17 protein-coding genes are annotated in these 21,413 nt (G+C 64.2%); 8 read left to right on the forward strand and 9 right to left on the reverse strand.

Annotated features, from left to right (window positions below; genetic code table 11):
- Positions 1-135: 135 nt before the first annotated feature.
- A complete protein-coding gene (locus DM807_RS04835) occupies positions 136-2,313 on the forward strand; it encodes a malate synthase G (protein ID WP_179027103.1) in 2,178 nt (725 codons plus the stop codon).
- Positions 2,314-2,350: 37 nt separating this feature from the next.
- Here DM807_RS04835 and DM807_RS04840 read toward each other — a convergent pair whose 3' ends face one another.
- A complete protein-coding gene (locus tag DM807_RS04840; protein WP_012270153.1) occupies positions 2,351-2,887 on the reverse strand; it encodes a response regulator in 537 nt (178 codons plus the stop codon).
- 116 nt (positions 2,888-3,003) lie between these two features.
- Here DM807_RS04840 and DM807_RS04845 point away from each other — a divergent pair, with 116 nt between their 5' ends.
- The 7 genes from DM807_RS04845 (at position 3,004) to DM807_RS04875 (ending at position 11,314) form a co-directional block, all read left to right on the forward strand.
- Positions 3,004-4,941: a DUF294 nucleotidyltransferase-like domain-containing protein gene (locus tag DM807_RS04845; protein WP_012270152.1), complete on the forward strand. Its 1,938-nt coding sequence runs from the start codon at positions 3,004-3,006 to the stop codon at positions 4,939-4,941.
- Positions 4,938-5,648, forward strand: coding sequence for a 3'-5' exonuclease (locus DM807_RS04850; RefSeq protein ID WP_012270151.1), 711 nt, complete (start codon positions 4,938-4,940; stop codon positions 5,646-5,648). The genes DM807_RS04845 and DM807_RS04850 overlap by 4 nt, the downstream gene beginning before the upstream one ends.
- Before the next feature lie 201 nt (positions 5,649-5,849).
- Complete coding sequence (locus DM807_RS04855) at positions 5,850-6,368, forward strand: RNA polymerase sigma factor (protein ID WP_069943196.1); 519 nt, start codon at positions 5,850-5,852, stop codon at positions 6,366-6,368.
- Positions 6,365-7,321 carry a FecR domain-containing protein gene (locus DM807_RS04860; RefSeq protein WP_179027104.1) on the forward strand — a complete coding sequence of 319 codons (957 nt, stop codon included), beginning with the start codon at positions 6,365-6,367 and terminating at the stop codon, positions 7,319-7,321. The genes DM807_RS04855 and DM807_RS04860 overlap by 4 nt, the downstream gene beginning before the upstream one ends.
- Before the next feature lie 218 nt (positions 7,322-7,539).
- Positions 7,540-9,972, forward strand: coding sequence for a TonB-dependent siderophore receptor (locus DM807_RS04865; RefSeq protein ID WP_060493157.1), 2,433 nt, complete (start codon positions 7,540-7,542; stop codon positions 9,970-9,972).
- A 56-nt stretch (positions 9,973-10,028) separates the two neighbouring features.
- Positions 10,029-11,141, forward strand: coding sequence for a PepSY-associated TM helix domain-containing protein (locus DM807_RS04870; protein ID WP_179027105.1), 1,113 nt, complete (start codon positions 10,029-10,031; stop codon positions 11,139-11,141).
- Complete coding sequence (locus DM807_RS04875) at positions 11,138-11,314, forward strand: hypothetical protein (protein ID WP_012270146.1); 177 nt, start codon at positions 11,138-11,140, stop codon at positions 11,312-11,314. Before DM807_RS04870 ends, DM807_RS04875 begins: the two co-directional genes overlap by 4 nt.
- A 44-nt stretch (positions 11,315-11,358) precedes the next feature.
- On the opposite strand, the gene DM807_RS04880 is transcribed toward DM807_RS04875, so the two are convergent.
- The 8 genes from DM807_RS04880 to glnE form a co-directional block, all read right to left on the reverse strand.
- Complete coding sequence (locus DM807_RS04880; RefSeq protein WP_179027106.1) at positions 11,359-12,801, reverse strand: lipopolysaccharide kinase InaA family protein; 1,443 nt, start codon at positions 12,799-12,801, stop codon at positions 11,359-11,361.
- Positions 12,801-13,553, reverse strand: coding sequence for a lipopolysaccharide kinase InaA family protein (locus DM807_RS04885; RefSeq protein ID WP_012270144.1), 753 nt, complete (start codon positions 13,551-13,553; stop codon positions 12,801-12,803). Before DM807_RS04885 ends, DM807_RS04880 begins: the two co-directional genes overlap by 1 nt.
- A complete protein-coding gene (locus tag DM807_RS04890; protein WP_012270143.1) occupies positions 13,550-14,284 on the reverse strand; it encodes a lipopolysaccharide kinase InaA family protein in 735 nt (244 codons plus the stop codon). The genes DM807_RS04885 and DM807_RS04890 overlap by 4 nt, the downstream gene beginning before the upstream one ends.
- Positions 14,284-15,090 carry a lipopolysaccharide core heptose(I) kinase RfaP gene (gene rfaP, locus DM807_RS04895; RefSeq protein WP_060493159.1) on the reverse strand — a complete coding sequence of 269 codons (807 nt, stop codon included), beginning with the start codon at positions 15,088-15,090 and terminating at the stop codon, positions 14,284-14,286. Before rfaP ends, DM807_RS04890 begins: the two co-directional genes overlap by 1 nt.
- Positions 15,087-16,211, reverse strand: a complete 1,125-nt coding sequence (locus tag DM807_RS04900; RefSeq protein ID WP_012270141.1) for a glycosyltransferase family 4 protein — start codon at positions 16,209-16,211, stop codon at positions 15,087-15,089. The genes rfaP and DM807_RS04900 overlap by 4 nt, the downstream gene beginning before the upstream one ends.
- The gene (gene waaC, locus DM807_RS04905; protein WP_012270140.1) at positions 16,211-17,269 is read right to left on the reverse strand and encodes a lipopolysaccharide heptosyltransferase I; all 1,059 of its coding nucleotides are present in this window, start codon (positions 17,267-17,269) and stop codon (positions 16,211-16,213) included. The genes DM807_RS04900 and waaC overlap by 1 nt, the downstream gene beginning before the upstream one ends.
- Positions 17,270-18,319, reverse strand: a complete 1,050-nt coding sequence (gene waaF, locus DM807_RS04910; RefSeq protein WP_012270139.1) for a lipopolysaccharide heptosyltransferase II — start codon at positions 18,317-18,319, stop codon at positions 17,270-17,272. It lies immediately after the preceding gene.
- A 133-nt stretch (positions 18,320-18,452) separates the two neighbouring features.
- Positions 18,453-21,386 carry a bifunctional [glutamate--ammonia ligase]-adenylyl-L-tyrosine phosphorylase/[glutamate--ammonia-ligase] adenylyltransferase gene (glnE, locus tag DM807_RS04915; RefSeq protein WP_012270138.1) on the reverse strand — a complete coding sequence of 978 codons (2,934 nt, stop codon included), beginning with the start codon at positions 21,384-21,386 and terminating at the stop codon, positions 18,453-18,455.
- Positions 21,387-21,413 lie beyond the last annotated feature (27 nt).

The following is a 21,413-nucleotide window of genomic DNA, read 5'->3' on the forward strand; positions in this document are numbered from 1 at the left end:
CTGCCCGCCAGCCACCCTGGCAGGCCGCACCCAGCCGCGCCCGACAACCCGGGAGCACGCACTGGTGCCGTGTTTAGAGAAGCGCTACAGGCTTAATACAGAAGAGCGAAATAGCTGAGCAGAGTGAGGCAAGCAATGACTGGATACGTTCAAGTCGGTGGCCTTCAGGTCGCCAAGGTCCTGTACGACTTCGTGAACAACGAAGCCATCCCAGGGACCGGCATCGTCGCCGAGCAGTTCTGGGCGGGTGCAGAGAAGATCATCAATGACCTCGCTCCAAAGAACAAAGCCCTGCTCGCCAAGCGCGACGAGCTGCAAGCCAAGATCGACGCCTGGCACCAGGCACGCAAAGGCCAGGCCCACGACGCCGTAGCCTACAAAGCATTCCTCCAGGAAATCGGCTATCTGCTGCCACAAGCTGACGATTTCCAGGCCACCACCCAGAACGTGGACGAAGAAATCGCCCACATGGCCGGCCCGCAGCTGGTGGTGCCGGTAATGAACGCCCGCTTCGCCCTGAACGCCGCCAACGCCCGCTGGGGTTCGCTGTACGACGCCCTGTACGGCACCGACGCCATCAGCGATGAAGGCGGCGCCGAAAAAGGCCAGGGTTACAACAAGGTGCGTGGCGACAAGGTCATCGCCTTTGCCCGCGCCTTCCTCGATGAAGCCGCGCCACTGGCCGCTGGCTCGCACGTCGACTCCACCGGCTACCGCATCGAAGGCGGCAAGCTGGTCGTTGCCCTCAAAGGCGGCAGCAACAGCGGCCTGCGCGACGACGCCCAGCTGATCGGCTTCCACGGTGACGCCGCCGCACCGACCGCTGTGCTGCTCAAGCACAACGGCCTGCACTTCGAAATCCAGGTCGATGCCAACACCCCGGTCGGCAGCACCGACGCCGCCAGCGTGAAAGACATCCTGATGGAGTCGGCACTGACCACCATCATGGACTGCGAAGACTCGGTTGCCGCCGTCGACGCCGACGACAAGGTCGTTGTCTACCGCAACTGGCTGGGCCTGATGAAAGGTGACCTGGCCGAAACCGTGAGCAAGGGTGGCAAAACCTTCACCCGCACCATGAACCCGGACCGCGAGTACGCCGCGCCCAACGGTGGCAGCGTGACGCTGCACGGCCGTTCGCTGCTGTTCGTGCGCAACGTTGGCCACTTGATGACCAACCCGGCGGTACTCGATGCCCAAGGCAACGAAATCCCCGAAGGTATCCAGGACGGCCTGTTCACCAACCTGATCGCCCTGCACAACCTCAACGGCAACACCAGCCGCAAGAACACCCGCAGCGGCAGCGTGTACATCGTCAAGCCGAAAATGCACGGCCCGGAAGAAGTGGCCTTCGCCGCCGAAATCTTCAGCCAGGTCGAAGACCTGCTGGGCATGCCGCGCAACACCGTCAAGGTCGGCATCATGGACGAGGAGCGCCGTACCACGGTCAACCTCAAGTCCTGCATCAAGGCGGCTTCCGAGCGCGTGGCGTTCATCAACACCGGTTTCCTCGACCGCACTGGCGATGAAATCCACACCTCGATGGAAGCCGGCGCCGTGGTGCGCAAGGGCGCCATGAAGAACGAGAAATGGATCGGCGCCTACGAGAACAACAACGTCGACGTTGGCCTGGCCACCGGCCTGCAAGGCCGTGCGCAAATCGGCAAGGGCATGTGGGCCATGCCTGACCTGATGGCAGCCATGCTCGAGCAGAAAATCGCCCACCCACTGGCCGGTGCCAACACCGCCTGGGTGCCGTCGCCGACTGCCGCCACCCTGCACGCCCTGCACTACCACAAGGTGGACGTGCAGGCGCGTCAGCGTGAACTGGCTTCGCGTACCCCGGCCTCGGTGGACGACATTCTGGCCATCCCGCTGGCCGCCGACACCAACTGGTCGGCCGAAGAAATCCGCAACGAGCTGGACAACAACGCCCAGGGCATCCTCGGCTACGTGGTGCGCTGGATCGACCAGGGCGTGGGTTGCTCGAAGGTGCCGGACATCAACAACGTCGGCCTGATGGAAGACCGTGCCACCCTGCGCATCTCCGCCCAGCTGCTGGCCAACTGGCTGCGCCACGGCGTGGTCAGCCAGGAGCAGGTGCTGGAAAGCCTCAAGCGCATGGCCGTGGTGGTTGACCAGCAGAACGCTGGCGACGCCCTGTACCGTCCGATGGCGCCGAACTTCGACGACAACGTCGCGTTCCAGGCGGCCGTGGAGCTGGTAGTGGAAGGTGGCAAGCAGCCGAACGGCTATACCGAGCCGGTGCTGCACCGCCGTCGCCGCGAGTTCAAGGCGCGTAACGGGTTGTAAACCACAAGGGGCCGCATTGCGGCCCCTTTTTACATCTCTACATTTTCAATTCTTTCTTCACCAGTTCCAACAGCTTGCCCAGGTCTACCGGCTTGAGCAGGAAGTCCACCACCCCCAGGTGCATCACGTCCACCGCCTCCTCCACATCGGTGTCGCCCGACACCACGATGATCGACAACGCCGCCCGCTCCGACTCACGAATCGTCCGGATCAAGTCCAGGCCATCCTCGGGCTGCATGCGTAAATCCGTGATCATCAAACTGATGCGCGGCTGGTGATACAGGTACAACCTGGCTTCCTCCGCCCCGTCGGCCCCTACCGCATCGATGCCCCGGCTTTTCAGGTACAGGATCAACGCCTCACGGTTCACCGCGTTGTCATCCACCACCAGCACCAACGGCCTGGGCGCGACAGGCGCACTCACCACGGCCAATGCCTCGCGTTCGGCGTCGCTCAGGATGTCGGTTTGCTCAGGCATGGCCATCTCGTCAAAAAAATTCTGCTTCAGCATTAGGACCGCATTACTTGCGTAACCCGTTTCGCCTTTCGTCGGGTCTCTGACAGGGGTACTCATAGACTTACGTCCAATGGGCACCACCCCGCCGCAAGCCGACCATGGAGGCAGAAAACAACAGGGCCGGCACCTATATATAGATATATATAGTTCGGCGTAGCGATACGGTCAGTTTCATGAGCAAAAAGGACGCCTACAGCCAGGCGGGCAGGACAGCAGTACTGCAGAACATTCAAGGCACCCTGCAGTTTCTGCAGCGCTTTCCGCCGTTCAACCAGATGGAGCACAGCCACCTGGCCTATCTGGTCGAGCAGTGCCAGCTGCGCTTCTACGCCTGTGGAGAAAGCATCGTCAAACCTGCCGACGGGCCGGTCGAGCACTTCTACATCGTCAAGCAGGGCCGCGTGGTTGGCGAGCGCCAGCACCTGGTCAAGCCTGGCGTGGAGACCACCTTCGAAATCACCAGTGGCGAATGCTTCCCGCTGGCCGCCCTGCTGGGCGAGCGGGCGACCCGCACCGAGCACCTGGCCGGTGAAGACACCTTCTGCCTGCAGTTGAACAAGGCCGCGTTCATCCGCGTGTTCTCGATGTCTGAAGTGTTTCGGGATTTTGCCCTGCGTGGAGTGAGCAGCCTGCTTGACCAGGTCAACCAGCAAGTACGCCAGCGTGCGGTGGAAACCCTCGGCACCCAGTATTCGTTGAACACCCCCCTGGGCGAACTGGCCATGCGTCACCCGGTGGTGTGCAGCGGCGACACGTCCCTGCGCGAAGCCGTGCGGCTGATGCACGAGCAACAGGTTGGCAGCATCGTGGTGGTCGACCCGCAGCGCTACCCCATCGGCATATTCACCCTGCGCGACCTGCGCCAGGTGGTGGCTGCGGAGGATGCCGACCTGGGAGCGCCCATCGACCGTCACATGACCGCCAAGCCGTTCTACCTCAGCCCCCAGGCCAGCGCCTTCGACGCGGCCATGGCCATGACCGAGCGGCATATCGCCCATGTCTGCCTGGTGGAAAACCGGCGTCTGTGCGGGGTGGTTTCCGAGCGCGACCTGTTCTCCCTGCAACGGGTCGACCTGGTACACCTGGCCCGCACTATTCGCCATGCGCCTCGGTTGGATACCTTGGTCTCGCTGCGCGGTGAAATCAGCCAACTGGTCGAGCGCATGCTGGCCCATGGCGCATCGTCGACGCAGATCACCCAGATCATCACCTTGCTCAACGACCACACCGTGTGCCGGGTAATCGAACTGGCCCTGGCCGAGCGTGGCGACCCGGGCGTGCCATTCAGCTGGCTGTGCTTTGGCAGCGAAGGGCGACGCGAACAGACCCTGCATACCGACCAGGACAACGGCATCCTCTTCGAAGCCGCCGACAATGCCGAGGCCGACGCCATCCGCGCCCGCCTGCTGCCACTGGCGCAATACATCAACCAGTGTCTGGCCCAGTGCGGCTTTACCCTGTGCAAGGGCAACGTCATGGCCGGCAACCCTGACTTGTGCCTGTCGCGCAACGAATGGGCGCGGCGCTTTGCCGGTTTCGTCCGTGAAGCCAGCCCGGAAAACCTGCTGGGTTCGAGCATCTACTTCGACCTGCGGGTGGTGTGGGGCGACGAACAAGGCTGCGAGCAACTGCGCCAGGGCCTGCTTCAGCAGGTCGCCGACAACCGCATCTTCCAACGCATGCTGGCCGATAACGCTCTGCGCCAGCGCCCGCCGGTAGGCCGCCTGCGCGAGTTCGTGCTGACCCGCCAAGGTAATGACAAGGCCGCCACACTCGACCTCAAGGTCCAGGGCCTGACGCCCTTCGTCGATGGCGCCCGCTTGCTGGCCCTGGCCAATGGCATTGGCGCCTGCAATACCTTGGAACGCCTGCGCCAGTTGGTGGCCAAGGGCGTGATCGAGCCGCTGGACGGCGCCGCCTATGAAGAGGCCTACCACTTCATCCAGCAGACCCGCATGCAGCAGCACCAGCGCCAGACCCGCGACAACCTGCCGTACTCCAACCGGCTTGACCCGGACAACCTCAACCACCTGGACCGGCGCATCCTGCGCGAATCCCTGCGTCAGGCCCAGCGCCTGCAAAGCAGTCTGGCCTTGCGGTATCAGCTATGAGCCTGTTCGCCTGGCTGCGCCCCAGTGCGCCCGAGCTGGACTCCATCACGCGCCAGCGCCTGGCCCGACACGCCAAGCCGGCGCCCCTGGGTGTGTGCAGTTTGCGCGAGCAGCGCTGGGTGGTGCTGGACCTGGAAACCAGCGGGCTCAACCCCAACCGTGACCAGGTGCTGTCGATCGGGGCGGTGGCCATCGAGGACGGTGCCATCGACTTTGCCCAGCAGTTCGAGCGCACCTTGCACCGGCCGTTGCAGAAAACCAACGCCAGCGTGCTGATCCACGGCTTGGGCCCCAGCGCTCTGGCTGCCGGTTGCGACCCAGCCGAGGCCTTGCTGGATTTGCTCGATTTCATGGGCGACAGCCCGGTGCTGGCGTTTCACGCGCCATTCGACCAGCGCATGCTGGCACGGGCGTTGAAGGAAAGCCTTGGTCATCGCTTGCAATCTGTTTTTCTCGACGTTGCCGAGCTTGCGCCGATGCTCAACCCCGACACGGTGTTGCGCGAAGCCGGGCTGGATGACTGGGTGGCGCGCTTTGGCTTGCAAGTGGAAGAGCGCCACCACGCCAGCGCCGATGCCCAGGTGACTGCAGAGCTGGCACTGATCCTGTTCAGCCAGGCCCGGCGCCAGCAGTTGGACAGCCCGTTGCAGCTGGAACAGCGACTGCGCAGGTGGCGGCGGCGCAACGTGCAAAGTCACGGTTTGTAGGGTTTGAGTGCGGCAGGGCCTGTGAAATCGAGCGCCGCCCGGGGGCGCTCGATTTCACAGGCGCTAAAACACTCAAGCCAATCCCATCACCCTTCCCCATGATGGCAATCCGATAAGCGTCCATTGCACCCACCCCCTCCCCTCTGCAACAATCGCGAATAATTATCGTTAGTTAATACATTCGTTCCGGGGGGACACTGCTTGTCTTCTGCACAGAGCCCACACGCCGATCTGGTCGATTCGCTGTACCGCGACCATCGCGGCTGGCTGCTCGCCTGGCTGCAACGCAGCATGGCCTGCCGCCAACGTGCCGAAGACCTGAGCCAGGACACCTTCGTGCGCCTGCTGGGCCGCGAGCGACTGGACACACCCCGCGAACCCCGCGCCTTTCTCGCCGCCGTGGCCAAGGGGCTGATGTTCGACTACTTTCGCCGCGCCGCGCTGGAACAGGCCTACCTGGCCGAGCTGGCGCTGATCCCGGAAGCCGAACACCCCTCGCCAGAAGTGCAGCACCTGATCCTCGAAGACCTCAAGGCCATCGACCGCCTGCTCGGCAAGCTGTCGAGCAAGGCCCGCGCGGCGTTCCTGCATAACCGGCTGGACGGCATGGGCCATGCCGAAATCGCCGAGCGCCTGGGCGTTTCGGTATCGCGTGTGCGCCAGTACATCGCCCAAGGCATGCGCCAGTGCTACGTGGCCCTGTACGGGGAGCCGACGTGAGCAACGCACCGGTTTCGTCCCGGGTACTGGAAGCCGCCATCGCCTGGAAACTCAGCCTCGACGACGCCAGCGGCACACCGGATGAGCGCAACGCGTTCATGCGTTGGCATGCCGCCAGCGAAGAACACGCGCGTGCCTGGCGCCAGCTGGGCGCCATGGACCAACGTGTCAGTGCTGCGGCCGGCCCGGCACGCCAGGCCCTGCTGCAATCGCGTGTCGGCCTGCGGCGACGCATCGGCAAGGTTGGCGGCGGGCTGGCCGGTATGTTCCTGCTCGGTTCGCTGCTGGCCTGGGTCGGTGCCCCGTCGCTGGCGCCCAGCTACTGGCTGGCCGACCAGCGCACCGCCACGGGCGAACTGCGTACCTTGCGCCTGGAAGACGGCACACTGCTGAGCCTGAACACCCACACCGCCGTGGATATCGACTATGCCGGCGAACAACGGGTGATTGTGCTGCACCAGGGCGAAATCTCGGTCGAAACCGGCCACCAGGACCCGCGCCCGCTGCTGGTGCGCACCGACGACGGTCGCCTGCGGCCATTGGGCACACGCTTCCTGGTACGCCGCGAAGCTGAAGGTACACGCCTGGAAGTGCTGCAAGCCTCGGTCGCCGCCATGCCGCATAACAGCGGCGACGAACACGTGCTGCGTGAAGGCCAGCAAGTGCTGATGAATGCCAACGGCCTCGGCCAGGTCGGCACGGTGCCAGCCGGTGCCGATGCCTGGACCCGCGGCATGCTGGTGGTCGACAACGTGCGCCTGGGCGACCTGCTGGCCGCGCTGGGCCAGTACCGCAGCGGCTACCTCGGGGTAGACGCCAAGGTCGCCGACCTGCGCGTGACCGGCAGCTTCCCGCTGACCGACACCGACCTGGCGCTGGCATCGCTGGTGCCGGCATTGCCGGTGAAGATCGAGCGGCATACCCAGTGGTGGGTCAACGTCGCTCCCAAATAATCCCGCACCGCCCTCATCGCGGGTGACCCCTTTCCCACAGCCCCCCACCCGTTTCAGGCCGTTTGAAACACCTGTGGGGGCGGGTTAACCGCGAAGCGGCCAATGCAGGCAAAAACCAATTTCAAATAATTCTCACTTTTTTTCAGATTCACCCTGTCACTTTTCAAATCTCGCTCGGCAAGGAAGCAGCAAGCACTTACCCGTCGAGGAACCGCCGCATGTCCCGTGCCGTAGATCGTATCCTGCGCCCCAGCCTGATGGCCCTGGCCATCGCCGTGGCCGCACCGCTGGCCAGCACTGCCTTGTTCGCCGCCGAGCAGTCCGCTCCGCGCGCCTACAACCTGCCCAGCGCGCCACTGGCCACCACCCTCAACCAGATCGCCAGCCAGGCCGGTATTGCCTTGGCCATCGACCCGGCACTGGTCAGCGGCCGCTCCTCGGCCCCGGTAAGCGGCCAGTACGACGGCCTCGGCGCCCTGCAAGCCGCCCTGCGCGGTACTGGCCTGCAGTTGCAACAGAGCAGCGCGGGCAGCTACAGCCTGGTGGCCGTCCCGGATGGCACCCTGGCGCTACCAGAAACCACAGTAGACGCGGCGAGCGTTTCTGAAAGCGCCTGGGGCCCGGTAGACGGATACCTGGCCAAGCGCACCGCCGCTGGCACCAAGACCGATACCGCGCTGGTCGAAGTCCCTCGCTCCATTTCCGTCGCCACTCGCGAGCAGATGAAAGACCGCGGCGTGCACAGCCTGGATGATGCCGTGCGCTACATGCCTGGCATCGTGTCCGCCAGCTTCGGCAGCGACACGCGCTACGACTGGATGCGCGTGCGCGGTTTCGAGCCCACTCAGTTCCTCGACGGCCTGCCACTGCCACGCGGTGTGTACGCCAACCCGAAAGCCGAAACCTGGAACCTCGACCGCCTTGCCCTGTTGCGCGGCCCGGCGTCCTCGCTGTATGGCCAGACCCCACCCGGCGGCCTGCTGGACATGGTCAGCCGTCGCCCACAAGCAGAAAGCGAGCATGAGATCGAACTGCAGTACGGCAGCGACAACCATCGCCAGATCAACTTCGCCAGCACCGGCAAAATCGACGATGAAGGCCGCTTTCTGTATGGCGTCAGTGGGGTAATCCGCGACGGCGGCACGCAGATCGACCACATCGACGACAAGCGCTACAACATTGCCCCGAGCCTGACCTGGAACATCGACGAGGACACGACGCTGACCTTGCTCACCCAGTTCACCCGCGACGATACCGGTGCCACCAGCCAGTTCCGCCCTATCCAGGGCACCAAGATCGACATGCCATTCGGCAAAATCTCGCACCACAAGAACCTCGGTGACCCAGACTACGAGTTCTACGACCGCACCTATTACGCGCTGGGCTATGCCTTCGAGCACCGTATCAACGACGTCTGGCAGTTCCGTCAGAACCTGCGCTACACCAAGACGGACTTGTCGTTCCAGACCATCACGCCCGGCAGCTATTACGAGCCCGGTGGCCCGGTGAAAGACGATGGCACGGTCAGCCGCATGTCCACCAACACGGACGAAGACATCAGCCAGTTCGCCGTGGACAACAACTTCCAGGCCGACTTCACCACTGGCGACATCAGCCACACCCTGCTGCTCGGCCTGGACCACCAGCGCATCAACACCAATTACCTGTCGATCTTCGGCTTCAACGTGCCGGACAGCAATGTCATCAACCCGGTCTACGGGGTGCCGATCACTCGCCCGGACCGCTCCACGGCGTTCTACGACTACAACCAGAAATCCCGTCAGACCGGCTTGTATGTCCAGGACCAGATGGCGCTTGGCAACTGGCGCCTGACCTTGGGCGGTCGTGAGGACTGGGTGCATACCGGTACCAAGTACTTCAACCAGGGCGATGCCACCAATACCCAGCGCGACAAGAAGTTCAGCGGCAACGCGGCCATCAGCTATGTCTTCGATTCGGGCTTCGTGCCGTACCTGTCGTATGCCGAGTCGTTCCAACCTACCAGCAATGCCAGCGCTTCAGCGACCGAGTCGCTCAAGCCGACCGAAGGCCAGCAGTGGGAGCTGGGCATCAAGTACCAACCACCGGGCTCCAACACCCTGCTGTCGGCAGCCGTGTATGACCTGACCCAGAAGAACGTCTCGGTCACCAACAACGTCGGTGGCGTAACCGTCACCAGCCAGACCGGCGAAGTGAAAGTTCACGGCCTGGAGCTTGAAGCGGTTTCCGACGTTACCGAAAACCTGAAAGTGATTGCCGCTTACACCCTGGCAAAATCTGAAGTACAGGACGGCCTGTACAAAGGCAACCGCCTCCAGCTGATGCCGAACCAGCAAGCCTCGGTATGGGGTGACTACACCTGGCACTCCGGCGTGCTCGACGGCTTTGGCATTGGCCTAGGCGCGCGTTACACCGGCAATACCTATGGCGACCAAGGCAATACCTACCTGGGCAAGGCCAAGGCCTACACGGTGTTCGATGCATCCGTGCACTACGATCTGGGTCGCCTGGACACCAGCCTGAAGGGCGCGTCGGTGGCGGTCACTGCCACCAACCTGTTGAACAAGGATTACCTCTCTACCTGTGACTCGTACTACTGCTACTACGGCGATGAGCGCAGCGTTGTCGCCAGCGCCACTTACAAGTTCTGAGTGAGCTGGGGCCGCTTTGCGGCCCCAGGCTCCAACAGACAACAATCGGTACCGTGATGAAAAGCCCAACCATCCGCCGCTGGTCCGTGATCCACACCTGGAGCAGCTTGGTCTGTACCCTGTTCCTGCTGTTACTGGCAATCACCGGCCTGCCGCTGATCTTCCACCACGAACTCGAACACCTGCTCGGCGACGCCCCCGAACTGCGTGAAATGCCAGCAGGCACCCCACACCTCGATTTGCAGCAGCTCGTACTCAAAGCGCAGCAGCACCGACCCGGCGAGGTCATGCAGTACTTTGGCTACGAAGAGGACGAACCCAACGGCGTGGTGGCCATCACCGCCGCCACCGCTGGCACCGACCCCAACCTGTCGCACACCTTCATGCTCGACGCCCGCACCGGCGAAGCAGTGGCCATGCCCGCCGCCAATGGCGGCTTCATGATGGTGATGCTGCGCCTGCACGTGGACATGTTCGCCGGCTTGCCCGGCAAACTGCTGCTGGCTTTCATGGGCCTATTGTTCATCGTCGCGATCGTTTCTGGCACCGTGCTCTATGCGCCGTTCATGCGCCGCCTGGACTTCGGCACCGTGCGCCACGAAAAGTCCCGCCGCCTGCGCTGGCTGGACCTGCACAACCTGATCGGCGTGGTCACCCTGGCCTGGGCATTGACGGTAGGCGTGACCGGTGTGATCAGCGCCCTGTCCGACCTGGTCATCGCGGCCTGGCGCAACGACAGCCTGGCCGCCATGGTTGCCCCCTACCGCGACGCCCCGCCGCTCACCGAGCGCGCACCCGCCACACGCCTGCTGGAAATTGCCGAACAGGCCGCCCCCGGCATGCGCCCGGATTTCATCGCCTTCCCCGGCACGCGCTTCTCCAGCGAGCACCACTATGCGGTGTTCATGAACGGTGCCACGCACCTGAGCTCGCACCTGTTCACGCCGGTACTGATCGATGCCCGCACCCTTGAGGTGACAGCGGTCGGCGAGCGCCCCTGGTACATGGACGCCATGGGCCTGTCGCAACCCTTGCATTTCGGCGACTACGGCGGGCGGCCGATGCAAATCCTCTGGGCTGTGCTCGACGTGCTGACCATCATCGTGCTCTGCAGCGGCCTGTACCTGTGGTGGGGCAAGCAGCGCAAACCCAGGGAGGCGCGTGCATGAGCCACAAGTCGCAAACCACTGCGCGCATTTTCGCCTGGCCGGCGCTGATCGCCTTGTTGGGGGCCCTGGGGCTGTTCGCCGCCTTGCTCGGTGACGGCGGGTGGGACGGGCTGTCCTGGCTTGGCCTTGGGCTACCTGCGTGGTTCTCGATACGCGGCCTGTGGCGCCGCTGAGGTAGCCCGCTGAAACCGGGTGTTGCCGAACGATTACCCGCGGATCATTCGGCCAGCTTGGGCAGCAGCCGGTCTAGCCGCTGATGCAAGGCACTGCCGCTCGGCCAGTTACGCAGCAGCCGCGCCCGGTCACGGGCGTAGGCCGGGGCGAAGCTGAGCTGGGTAGCGTGCTGGCACATGGCGTCGAGGTCGATCAGCGACCACCGGCCGTTGTCCCAGAACAGGTTATGGCCCTTGAAGTCGCCATGGCTGATGCGTTCGCGGATCAGCTGCTGCATCACATGCACCAAGGCGTCTACCTGTTCCTCCGGTGCATCGCCGCTCTCCGCGAACGGTGCGAAACACGCGGTGAGGTCCGGGCCATCGACGTACTCGGTCACCAGGTAAGCACGGCTGCGCAGCCCCATGACCCGTTGCTCCAGCACCGCCAACGGTTTGGGTGTGGCAATGTCGAGGAATTCCAGACGATGGCCCTCGATCCACGAATGCCAGGCACGGCTCGGGCGCCAAAAGCGTTTGAACCAATGCGCGGTGTTCTTGATGTTGTAGCGCTTGAGCACCAGCTGACGGCCGTTCACTTCGATGCGTGCCACACTGGCGGCGCCACCGGTCTTGTACAGATGGCCCTTGTCGATCAGCGTATCGGCCTGCGCCAGCACCGGCTGCATGGCGCTGACTTCACTGCGGCGGATCGCCTGCAACCCCGAGAGGCTGCGCTGGACGCTGAACAAGCTGCACTCGCGGCCGGCCTTTTCCAGGTAGTCCTTCTGCCGCCAGTTGCGCACCTTGTCTACCTGTTTCTGCAGGGCTTCCAGCGGTAGCGCATGCTCGGCATTGGCCAGCAGGTAGTGCACCAGCAGCTCTTCGATGAACGGCTCCAGGCGCTTGGGCAATTGGGCGAAGAACACGCCGAGGTTTTCCAGCACACGCGGACGCGACAACTGTTGGCCAGGTGTTTCGGCCTTGATGCCAGCGCCGTCGATCAAGTACAACTTGCCGCCATGGCGCAGCAGGTTGTCCAGGTGCAAGTCTTCCTGCCACAGGCCTTGGGCGTGCATGTGCGCAACGGCGGTGAGCGCTTCGCCTAGCACCAGGTGCTGTTCGTCGGCCAGCACGGGCAGGTTTTCAACTGCGGCCCAGGCATCGGCCAGGCTTTCGGCACCGTCGAGGAATTCGAACAGCAGCCAACCGCCTTCGCCTTCCTTGAGGCCGTCGGCCAGCAGCTTGGGCGTGGTCAGGCCCTGCTCGGCCAGCAATTTCACACCTTGCAGCTCGCGCTGGAAATGCCTAGCCGCGTTGCCGCCTACCAGCAACTTGGCCAGCACCGGGGTGCCGCGCCACACACCAGCGCCCACATAACGCTGGCCTGGCAACACGCGCAGCAAGCTGAGCAGTTGCAGGTCAGCGCTGCCAGCGGCATCGGCCAGGGTGATGCTCAGCGGCAACGACGGGTTGCGGCCGGCATCTTTCAATTCAGACAAACGCATCAGCGGGCCTCTTTTTCACGACGGCGTTGCGTCAGGCGTTGCAGCCAGGTATTCACCAGCGAACCATCGGCCGGCTGTGCCAGGTACGTGGCCAGCAAGGTACGCACATCCTGCTCGCTCCAGGCCTGGGCGCGGCGCAGCAGCGGCTCCAGGTCCTTGAGGCGGTCGCGCATGCCGAACAGCAATGGCCGGGTCTTTTCCAGGTCGATCAACTGCGCGTCCCAACCGTCGCGGCGTTGGCGCAGGAAGATGTGCTTGGGGTAGAAGCAGCCATGCACCTGGCCGGCGCTGTGCAGTGTGCGCGCCAGCTGGCCGCAGGCCTGCAGGATACCGTTGCGTTCGGCGTCGCCCAGCTGTGGCCATTGGGCCAGCAGGCCGTCGAGGTCGGCCCACTCGTCCAAAGCGCGGGTCATCAGGATGGCCCGGTGCTTGCCGCCCTGCTTGCGCTCACCATAGAACACTGCCTGCAACGCAGGAATGTGCAGCTTCTGGTAGCGGCTGATGTTGCGAAACTCACGGGCAAAGGTCGGCTCGCCGAACGGCCGGTGCAGGGTGCGGGTCAGGTAGTCGCTCTGGCGCTTGAGGTAGTAGCCCTTGCCTTCGAGTTCCAGGCGAAACACGCTGCTCCAGCCGCCACGGCCGGTGTTGGGTTCGTCCACAGCCTCGAGTTGCAGCGCCCACAGCGCCTCGAAGTCGTCCAGGCCATGGCGTTTGAGCAGCGCGAGGTCCGCGCTGGCCAGGTAATCGGTCATTCCCTTCCCTCGAAAAAGCCCAATACCTGGCGAATGCGCTTCTTGTCGCGCACATTCAGCCGGTCGCGGCCACGGTATTGCAGGTAGAAGCGCAGGCGTTGGGTGGCGGACAGGTGGTATTTGGCCACCTTGTCCAGGCATGCCAGGTCCTTGATCATCCGGTGTCGCCACATGAAACCGCGCCAGAAGTCGCCGGTGGGGCAGTCGATGAAGAATAGCGTGCCCTGGTCATCGACCAGCAGGTTGCGCCACTTCAGGTCGTTGTGGGCGAAACGGTGCTCGTGCATTACCCGGGTATGGCGCGCCAGCTGACGGCTGACATGGTCGACCCAGGCACGGTCGGCCAGGCGCGCATCGTGGCGCTCGGCCAGTGCCGACAGGTCTTCGGTGCGCGGCAGTTCACGGGTGATCATCGCCCCACGGCCAAAGGCCAGGCCGTTGCGCTCCAGGCCCCAGGCCACCACCTCAGCAGTGGGGATGCCCCACTTGGCGAACTGTTTGAGGTTCTGCCATTCGGCCTTGATGCGCGGCCGGCCCAGGTAGCGACGCATGTGCTTGCCGGCCCCGGTGTAGCGCTTGACGTAGTAGTTGACCCCGCTGCGTTCGATACGGACCACTTCGCTGAGCGGGTCGCGGGTCAGGCGTTCGCCCTGGATGGCAAATACCGCATCGAGGCTGCCGAAGTCCGTCGCCAGGTGTTCGTAACCCGGCGCCAGTGTCCAACTCGCCATCAGAGTGCATCCCCATAGCGTTGCTTGCGATCGTAGAGTTTCTGCGCCTTGCGCTCCAACCAGGCGAGCAACGCGGCTTCGTCCTTGAGGACTTGGCGCAGCGGGCGCTGGAAGTAACCGCGCAGGAAACGCAGCTTGTCGCGCTGGGTCAGGCCGATGTCCAGCGCCGAGAAGTACAGCGCGGCCAGGTCCTTGTCACGCCACCGGCGGCTGATTGTCGCCCGGGTTTGCGCGCGGTGCAGGTCGATCACCGACAGTTTGAAGTCATCCGCCGTCACCGGTCGGTCGGTGTGCAGCAGGAAATGGCAGATATAACAGTCGCGGTGGTTGACCCCAGCGCGGTGCATACCGCCAGTCATCTTCGCCACTTCGGCGATCAGCGCGCGCTTCAGGCGCGGCTCGGGCGGCTGCTTGACCCAGTCGATGCTGTAGTCTTCAAGGCTGATGGTTGGCGCCAGTTCTTCGGTGATGATGAACGAGTGCTGCGTGGCCGGGTTGCTGCCGCGCTCGCCGTAGGCGACGGCGGTCATGGTCGGCACACCCACCTCATGCAGGCGCTGGATGGCCCGCCACTCCTGGCCGGCGCCGAGCACTGGCAGCTTGGCCGTGAACAAGTTCTTGAAGATTTCGCCCCAGCCAATGCCGCGGTGGATCTTAACGAAGAACCCCTCGCCCTCCACCTCGGTACGCAGCGTGCGGCGCCCTTCCAGTTCGCGATAGACCTCGCCTTGCAGCGCTTCTACGGCGTCGAAGGCATCACGCCCGGCCCACAGGCGTTTGAAGGGTTCGGCCACTATCAGCTTCATGCGGTTTTCTGCCCCAGGATCACGTCGGCAGCATGCTGCGGCATGCTGTACAGATCGGCGGTTTCTGCATATGCCAGGCCGTTGCGCGACCAGCTGGCGCGGGCCTGCGGGTCTTCGAGCATGCGCTGCAAGTAACCGTTGAGCTGTTCCTGCTCGAACGGCTCGTCCAGCACCAGGCCACTGTCGGCCTCGGCGATGTAGTGGGCGTAGCCGCACACCTTGGACACCAGCACCGGCAGACCGGCCACCAGCGCTTCGAGCAGCACTGTACCGGTGTTCTCGTTGTACGCCGGGTGAATCAGCAGGTCGGCACCCAGCAGGAAGCGCGGAATGTCGCTGCGGCCCTTGAGGAACTGCACCTGGTCGCCCAGGCCCAGGGTGGCGCTTTGCAGCTGGAACACCTTGGGGTCGTCCTGGCCGATCACCATCAGCTTCGTGCGTTTGCGCAGGGCCGACGGCAGCGCGGCCAGGGCCTTGAGGCTGCGGTCCACACCCTTGGTCTTGAAGCCCGAACCAATCTGCACCAGCAGCAGGTCATCCTCGCCCAGGTTGAATTCCTTGCGGAACTCGGCGCGAATCTCGGCGGCATTGGCCGGCGCACGGCGGTCCTGGGAAATACCCGGTGGCAGCAGGTGGAAGCGTTCCACCGGGGTGCCATAGTGCTTGATGAACAGCGGCTGCTGCACTTCGGAAATCATCAACACTTCGGTATGGGCGTCCTTGGCGAACACCGCGCGCTCATACTCGGCAAAGTGCCGGTAGCGGCCCCAGCGGCGGTACAAGCCACCGCGCAAGGTCTGCGCCTTGTCCTCGAAGCAGCCGTCGGCAGCGTAGTACACATCCAGGCCCGGCATTTTGTTGAAGCCGATCAGGCGGTCGACCGGGCGCTTGGCCAGGTCGGCGGCCATCCAGGCACTGAGTTTCTCATTGCGGCGGTGGTTGAAAATCGCTTTCACCGGCGCCACCAGCACTTCGAAGCCCGGCGGAATGTCACCCTCCCAGATCAACGTGTACACACGGATCTGGTGGCCCCGCTTCTGGCATTCCAGGGCAATGCGCATGAAATCGCGCTGCAGCCCGCCGAAGGGGAAATATTTGTAAAGCACGAAAGCCAGTTGCATCAACGGACATCCTCAGCCAGCAGCAACGCGCTCAAGCGGCCCGCCACATGCTCGGGATTCAGGCGAGTGAAGCACAGCGGCCACTCGCGTTTCAGATCGAACCGGCGCAGGTCGTCGGCGCTCGGTTTGTAGGTGCACTTCTTCTGCAGGCAGGGAGCGCATGGCCAGTCACTGGCCTGGTGAATCTGGGTCCGTCCGTAGGCGCCAGTCAGGCCCGGGTTGGTCGGGCCGAACAGCGAAATGGTGGGCACATCGAGTGCCGCCGCCAGGTGGCCAAGGCCGGTGTCGACCGCCACGCAGGCTTTTGCCGCCGCCAGTACGCGAGCGACGCCGGCAAGGTTCAATTTGGGGAGCACCTGGCAGTTGTTCAAGCCCTGGGCGATACGCTCGGCCCGCGCCTTCTCGGCCGGGTTGCCCCAGGGCAGACGCACTTCCAGCTTACGCCGGCCCATGCGCTCGGCCAGTTCGCGCCAGTAGGCTTCGGGCCAATGTTTGGTCGCCCAGGTGGTACCGTGCAGGAACACCACATAAGGCGCAGCCGGCGGCAACTGCAGGCGGTCTAGGTCCAGGCCGTAGTTGCCAATGCCCTCCGGCAGGTCGTAGGCCAGGGCCATGGCGAACAGCTGGCGTACCCGTTCCACGGCGTGTTGGCCGGTGGCAACCGAAAGGCGTCGGTCGTAGAAGCGGCTTGCCCAGCCTTCGCGTGCCGAATAACGGTCCAGGCCGGCGACCGTGGCCTTCACGTAGCGGGTCAGCCAGGCCGACTTGACCAAGCCCTGGGCATCGATCACCAGATCGTACTTGCGCTCGCGCACCCGTTGCTTGAACGCCTTCCACTCACCACTCTTGATGGTTTGCCACACGTTCTTGCGCCAGCGGCGGATGGCCACCGGGATCACTTGGTCGACCGCCGGGTGCCAGCTGGGGATTTCGGCGAAGCCTTCTTCAACTACCCAGTCGAAACGGATACCCGGAATGGCATGAGCGGCATCGGTGAGTGCCGGCAGGGTGTGGATCACATCACCCAGCGACGAGGTCTTGATGATCAGTACCCGCACTTAGTCGACCTCGGCCACGGTATCGATCAGGTCCGGCCCGCTCAGGCTGTGCAGGGCGGCGATGACTTTGCCCGGTTCCAGCAGGCGCAGGCAGTTGTAGTGGCCGAAGCGGCAGGTGCGGTCAAAGCATGGGCTGCACTCGATGCCCGTGCGCACTACTTCTACCTGTTCGGCCAGCGGCGGGGTGAAGCCGGGCGAGGTCGAGCCGTACACCGCCACCAATGGGCGATTCAGGGCTGCGGCCACGTGCATCAGGCCGGAGTCGTTGGACACCACGGCATGGGCGCAGGACATCAGGTCGATGGCTTCGGCCAGCGAAGTTTCACCGGCCAGGTTGGACGATTCTTCACGGAACCCCGGGATCAGCCGGTCACGGATCTGCTCGCCGACCGGGTGATCGTTCTTCGAGCCGAACAGCCACACCTGCCAGCCCTGGCGGATCATCGCGTCGGCCACGGCGGCATAGTGCTCGGCGGGCCAGCGCTTGGCCTCGCCAAACTCGGCGCCAGGGCACAGCGCCAGCACCGGGCGGTCCAGCTCCAGGCCGAACTTGGCCAGGGCGGCGTCACGGCTTTGCGCTTCGATCTGCAGGCTGGGGCGCGGGTACGGCTGCGGCAGCTCAGCGCCGGGGGCGTAGGCCAGGGCCATGAAGCGCTCGATCATCAGCGGGTAGCGGGCCTTGTCCAGTTTGCGCACATCGTTCAACAGGCCGAAGCGCATTTCGCCGCGCCAGCCGGTGCGTTTGGGGATGCCGGCAAAGAACGGCACCAATGCCGACTTCAGCGAGTTGGGCAGCAAAATGGCCTGGTCATACTGGCCGGCCAGGGACTTGCCGATGCGCCGGCGCGTGGCCAGCTCCAGCGCGCCGTGGCCGAGCGGGAAGCTCAAGGCCTGGCGCACTTCAGGCATGCGCTCCAGGATCGGCCGGCTCCACTCGGGGGCCAGTACGTCGATCACGCAGTCGGGGTGCTGCTGTTTCAGGCACTGGAACAGGGTCTGCGCCATCACCATGTCGCCGACCCAGCTGGGGCCAATGATCAGTATTCTCATGCTTAGTCCAGAAACGCTCGGGGAGGCTACAGGCTGTGGTACAGCCTGGCCTCCCCTCTTTATATTCAGGCTATGTGGCGGACAGTGTACCACTCAGGCAGGTCCATGGCTGATCGCGGCCCCTGCGGGACCTTCAAGCCAACCCCAATTCACCCCAGATCCGCCGCACTTCGCGGCGCTCGTCGGCAAACTGCGCCGCATCGATCACCCCGGCCTGCTTCTGCAAAGCCTGGCGGTGCGAAGCCGAGCGGAACGCCTTGTACACTTCACGCAACAGCACCGCGTCACTGGCCGGCATCAAGTTCGCCTGCTCCAGCTCTTCCAGAATGCGGATGTTATCGGTCCATCGGAGTATGGCCGGATGGTCGTGGGACCAGGCCAAAGCGGCGTATTGCACCATAAATTCGATATCGACGATACCGCCTGCATCCTGCTTGATATCGAAGGGCACACCGGCCTCGAAGGCGTTGGCCGCAGTACCGGCAGCCGTCGCCTTGGTACCCAGGTTGTCACGCATCTTGGCGCGCATGTCACTCACTTCGCCGCGCAGTTTTTCCAGGTCGCGGGCCTGGCCGAGTACCTTGGCGCGCACACCTTCGAACGCCGTGCCGACCTGCTTGCAGCCCACCAGCACCCGCGCCCGTACCAGCGCCTGGTGTTCCCAGGTCCAGGCCTCGTTCTGCTGGTAACGCTCGAACGCGCCCAGCGAGCTGACCAGCAGCCCCGAGGCGCCGGACGGGCGCAAACGCATGTCCACGTCATACAGCTGGCCCGAGTTGGTCTGGGTGGTCAGCAAGTGAATGATGCGCTGGCCCAGGCGCGTGAAGAACTGCGCGCTGTCGATCGGCTTGGCGCCGTCGGTTTCGGCCTGCGGGTCGCCGTCATGGATAAACACCAGGTCCAGGTCCGAACCGTGGCCAAGCTCCAGGCCGCCGACCTTGCCGTAACCAATGATGATGAACCCGGGGTCGCACAGGCTGCCGTCGCTGCGCTTGGGCTGGCCGTGGCGGGCCACGGTCTGGCGCCAGGCCAGGGCCAGCACCTGGTCGAGAATGGCTTCGGCCAGCCAGGTCAGGTAGTCGCTGACTTTCATCAGCGGCAGGTTGCCGCTGATTTCCGAAGCAGCTACGCGCAGGCTATGGGCCAGTTTGAAGTGGCGCAGCGCTTCCATCTGCTGCTCGAGGTCGTCCTCGGGGATACGCGTCAGGCGTTCGCGCAGCTCACTGGCCAGCTCTGGCGCCAAGGGCGGGCTGAACAAGCGGCCTTCATTGAGCAGCTCATCAAGCAGCAGCGGGTAGAGCGCGATCTGCTCGGCAATCCATGGGCTGGCAGCGCACAGGGTCAGCAGGCGGCGCAAGGCACCTGGGTTTTCGGTCAGCAACACCAGGTAGGCCGAGCGCCGCGCCACGGCCTCGACCAGCGGCAACACCCGCTCCAGCACCAGGTCGGGGTTGTCATGCTCCACCGCCTGGGCCAGCAACCGTGGAATAAATGCGTCCAGGCGCTCACGGCCAATGCGCTGCATCGAGCGCAGCTGTGGGCTGGAGCGCAACCCGGCCAAGCGCCGCAAGGCCTCGACGGGCTGTTTGAAGCCGGCTTCTTGCAGCTGCCGGCCAGCGGCTTCTTCATCCTGCGCCTGCTCCCACAGCGGCGACCACTCGCCCCCCACCACCAACTCGCCCTCGCCGTCTTCATCATCCGGGTCGGCGATGACCTGGCGGAAGTGCCAGTCGATACGGCCACGCCAGTACATCAGCTGGTCGTGGAAGCTCTGCCAGTCGGCAAAGCCAAGGATATACGCCACCCGCGCCTGGTCGGTCTCGCTCTCGGGCAGCATCTGCGTCTGGCGGTCGGCGATGGCCTGGATGGCGTGCTCGGTGTAACGCAGGAATTCATAGCCCTCGCGCAGCTCGGCGACCACTGCCGGCGGCAGATAACCCTGGCCTTCCAGCGTGGCCAGCACTTTGAGCAACGGCCGCTGCTGCAGGCTGAGGTCGCGCCCGCCGTGGATCAGCTGGAAGGCCTGGGCGATGAATTCCACCTCTCGGATGCCACCGGCACCCAGCTTGATGTTGTCGGCCATGCCCTTGCGCCGCACTTCCTGCTGGATCAGTTGCTTCATGGTGCGCAGCGCTTCGATCGCGGAAAAATCCAGGTATCGGCGGTACACGAACGGGCGCAGTACTTCCTGCAACTGCGCGCCGGCGGCCTGGTCGCCCGCCACGACCCGCGCCTTGATCATCGCGTAGCGCTCCCAGTCGCGGCCCTGGTCCTGGTAGTACTGCTCCAGTGCGTTGAAGCTGAGCACCAGTGCGCCGGCCGAACCATACGGGCGCAGGCGCATGTCGACGCGGAACACAAAGCCGTCGACCGTCACTGGGTCCAGTGCCTTGATCAGCCGTTGGCCAAGGCGGGTAAAGAACTCCTGGTTATCCAGCGAGCGCTTCACCCCTTCGGTTTCGCCGCCTTCGGGGAAGCCGAAAATCAGGTCGATGTCCGACGACAGGTTCAGCTCTACCGCCCCAAGCTTGCCCATGCCCAGCACCACCATGTGCTGCGGCTGGCCGCTGCGGTTGCCGATGGGCGTGCCGAACTGCTGGCAATGGCGCGGATACAGCCATTGGTAGGCTTCGTCGATGGCCGCATCGGCCAGGTCCGACAGGTCGCGGCAGGTTTCGCCCAGCTCGGCTTGGCGGGTGATGTCGCGCCAGATGATGCGCAGCTGCTGGCGGTTGCGCGCGCGGCGCAGGTTACGCGCCAGTTCGTCTTCGCTCTGCGCCGCCTGGGCAGCCTCGGCAATTTGCCCGCGCAACTCACCCGGGGCGTAACGCCGCTCCAACTCGCCACTGGCCAGCAGGGCAAACAGCATGGCCGGGTCGCGCTGGGCCACCCCCAGGACATAATCGCTGGCGGCGGCAACCTGATCGAACTGTTGCCGATGGGCTGGGCTCCAACCGTTCAGGTCAAGATCGGGGTGGGCAGCCACGGCATCGCTGATGAATTGCCGGTTGCGAACGACCAGTGGTTGCAGGGTGACGGGCAGATCGGAGGGCAAAGGTAGGCGCATGGTCTATCCTTGATCGGCGTGAAATAG

Origin of the sequence: Pseudomonas hunanensis, assembly GCF_013393325.1 — a bacterium.
GTDB classification, from domain to species: Bacteria; Pseudomonadota; Gammaproteobacteria; order Pseudomonadales; family Pseudomonadaceae; genus Aquipseudomonas; species Aquipseudomonas putida_P.

Coding starts and splice junctions, on each gene's coding strand:
- DM807_RS04900 (WP_012270141.1), bottom strand. CDS start 16,211: ATGCAACTGGCTTTCGTGCTTTACAAATATTTCCCCTTCGGCGGGCTG.
- DM807_RS04880 (WP_179027106.1), bottom strand. CDS start 12,801: ATGCGTTTGTCTGAATTGAAAGATGCCGGCCGCAACCCGTCGTTGCCG.
- DM807_RS04890 (WP_012270143.1), bottom strand. CDS start 14,284: ATGGCGAGTTGGACACTGGCGCCGGGTTACGAACACCTGGCGACGGAC.
- rfaP (WP_060493159.1), bottom strand. CDS start 15,090: ATGAAGCTGATAGTGGCCGAACCCTTCAAACGCCTGTGGGCCGGGCGT.
- DM807_RS04850 (WP_012270151.1), top strand. CDS start 4,938: ATGAGCCTGTTCGCCTGGCTGCGCCCCAGTGCGCCCGAGCTGGACTCC.
- DM807_RS04845 (WP_012270152.1), top strand. CDS start 3,004: ATGAGCAAAAAGGACGCCTACAGCCAGGCGGGCAGGACAGCAGTACTG.
- DM807_RS04840 (WP_012270153.1), bottom strand. CDS start 2,887: ATGAGTACCCCTGTCAGAGACCCGACGAAAGGCGAAACGGGTTACGCA.
- DM807_RS04865 (WP_060493157.1), top strand. CDS start 7,540: ATGTCCCGTGCCGTAGATCGTATCCTGCGCCCCAGCCTGATGGCCCTG.
- DM807_RS04835 (WP_179027103.1), top strand. CDS start 136: ATGACTGGATACGTTCAAGTCGGTGGCCTTCAGGTCGCCAAGGTCCTG.
- DM807_RS04875 (WP_012270146.1), top strand. CDS start 11,138: ATGAGCCACAAGTCGCAAACCACTGCGCGCATTTTCGCCTGGCCGGCG.
- DM807_RS04870 (WP_179027105.1), top strand. CDS start 10,029: ATGAAAAGCCCAACCATCCGCCGCTGGTCCGTGATCCACACCTGGAGC.
- waaF (WP_012270139.1), bottom strand. CDS start 18,319: ATGAGAATACTGATCATTGGCCCCAGCTGGGTCGGCGACATGGTGATG.
- DM807_RS04885 (WP_012270144.1), bottom strand. CDS start 13,553: ATGACCGATTACCTGGCCAGCGCGGACCTCGCGCTGCTCAAACGCCAT.
- glnE (WP_012270138.1), bottom strand. CDS start 21,386: ATGCGCCTACCTTTGCCCTCCGATCTGCCCGTCACCCTGCAACCACTG.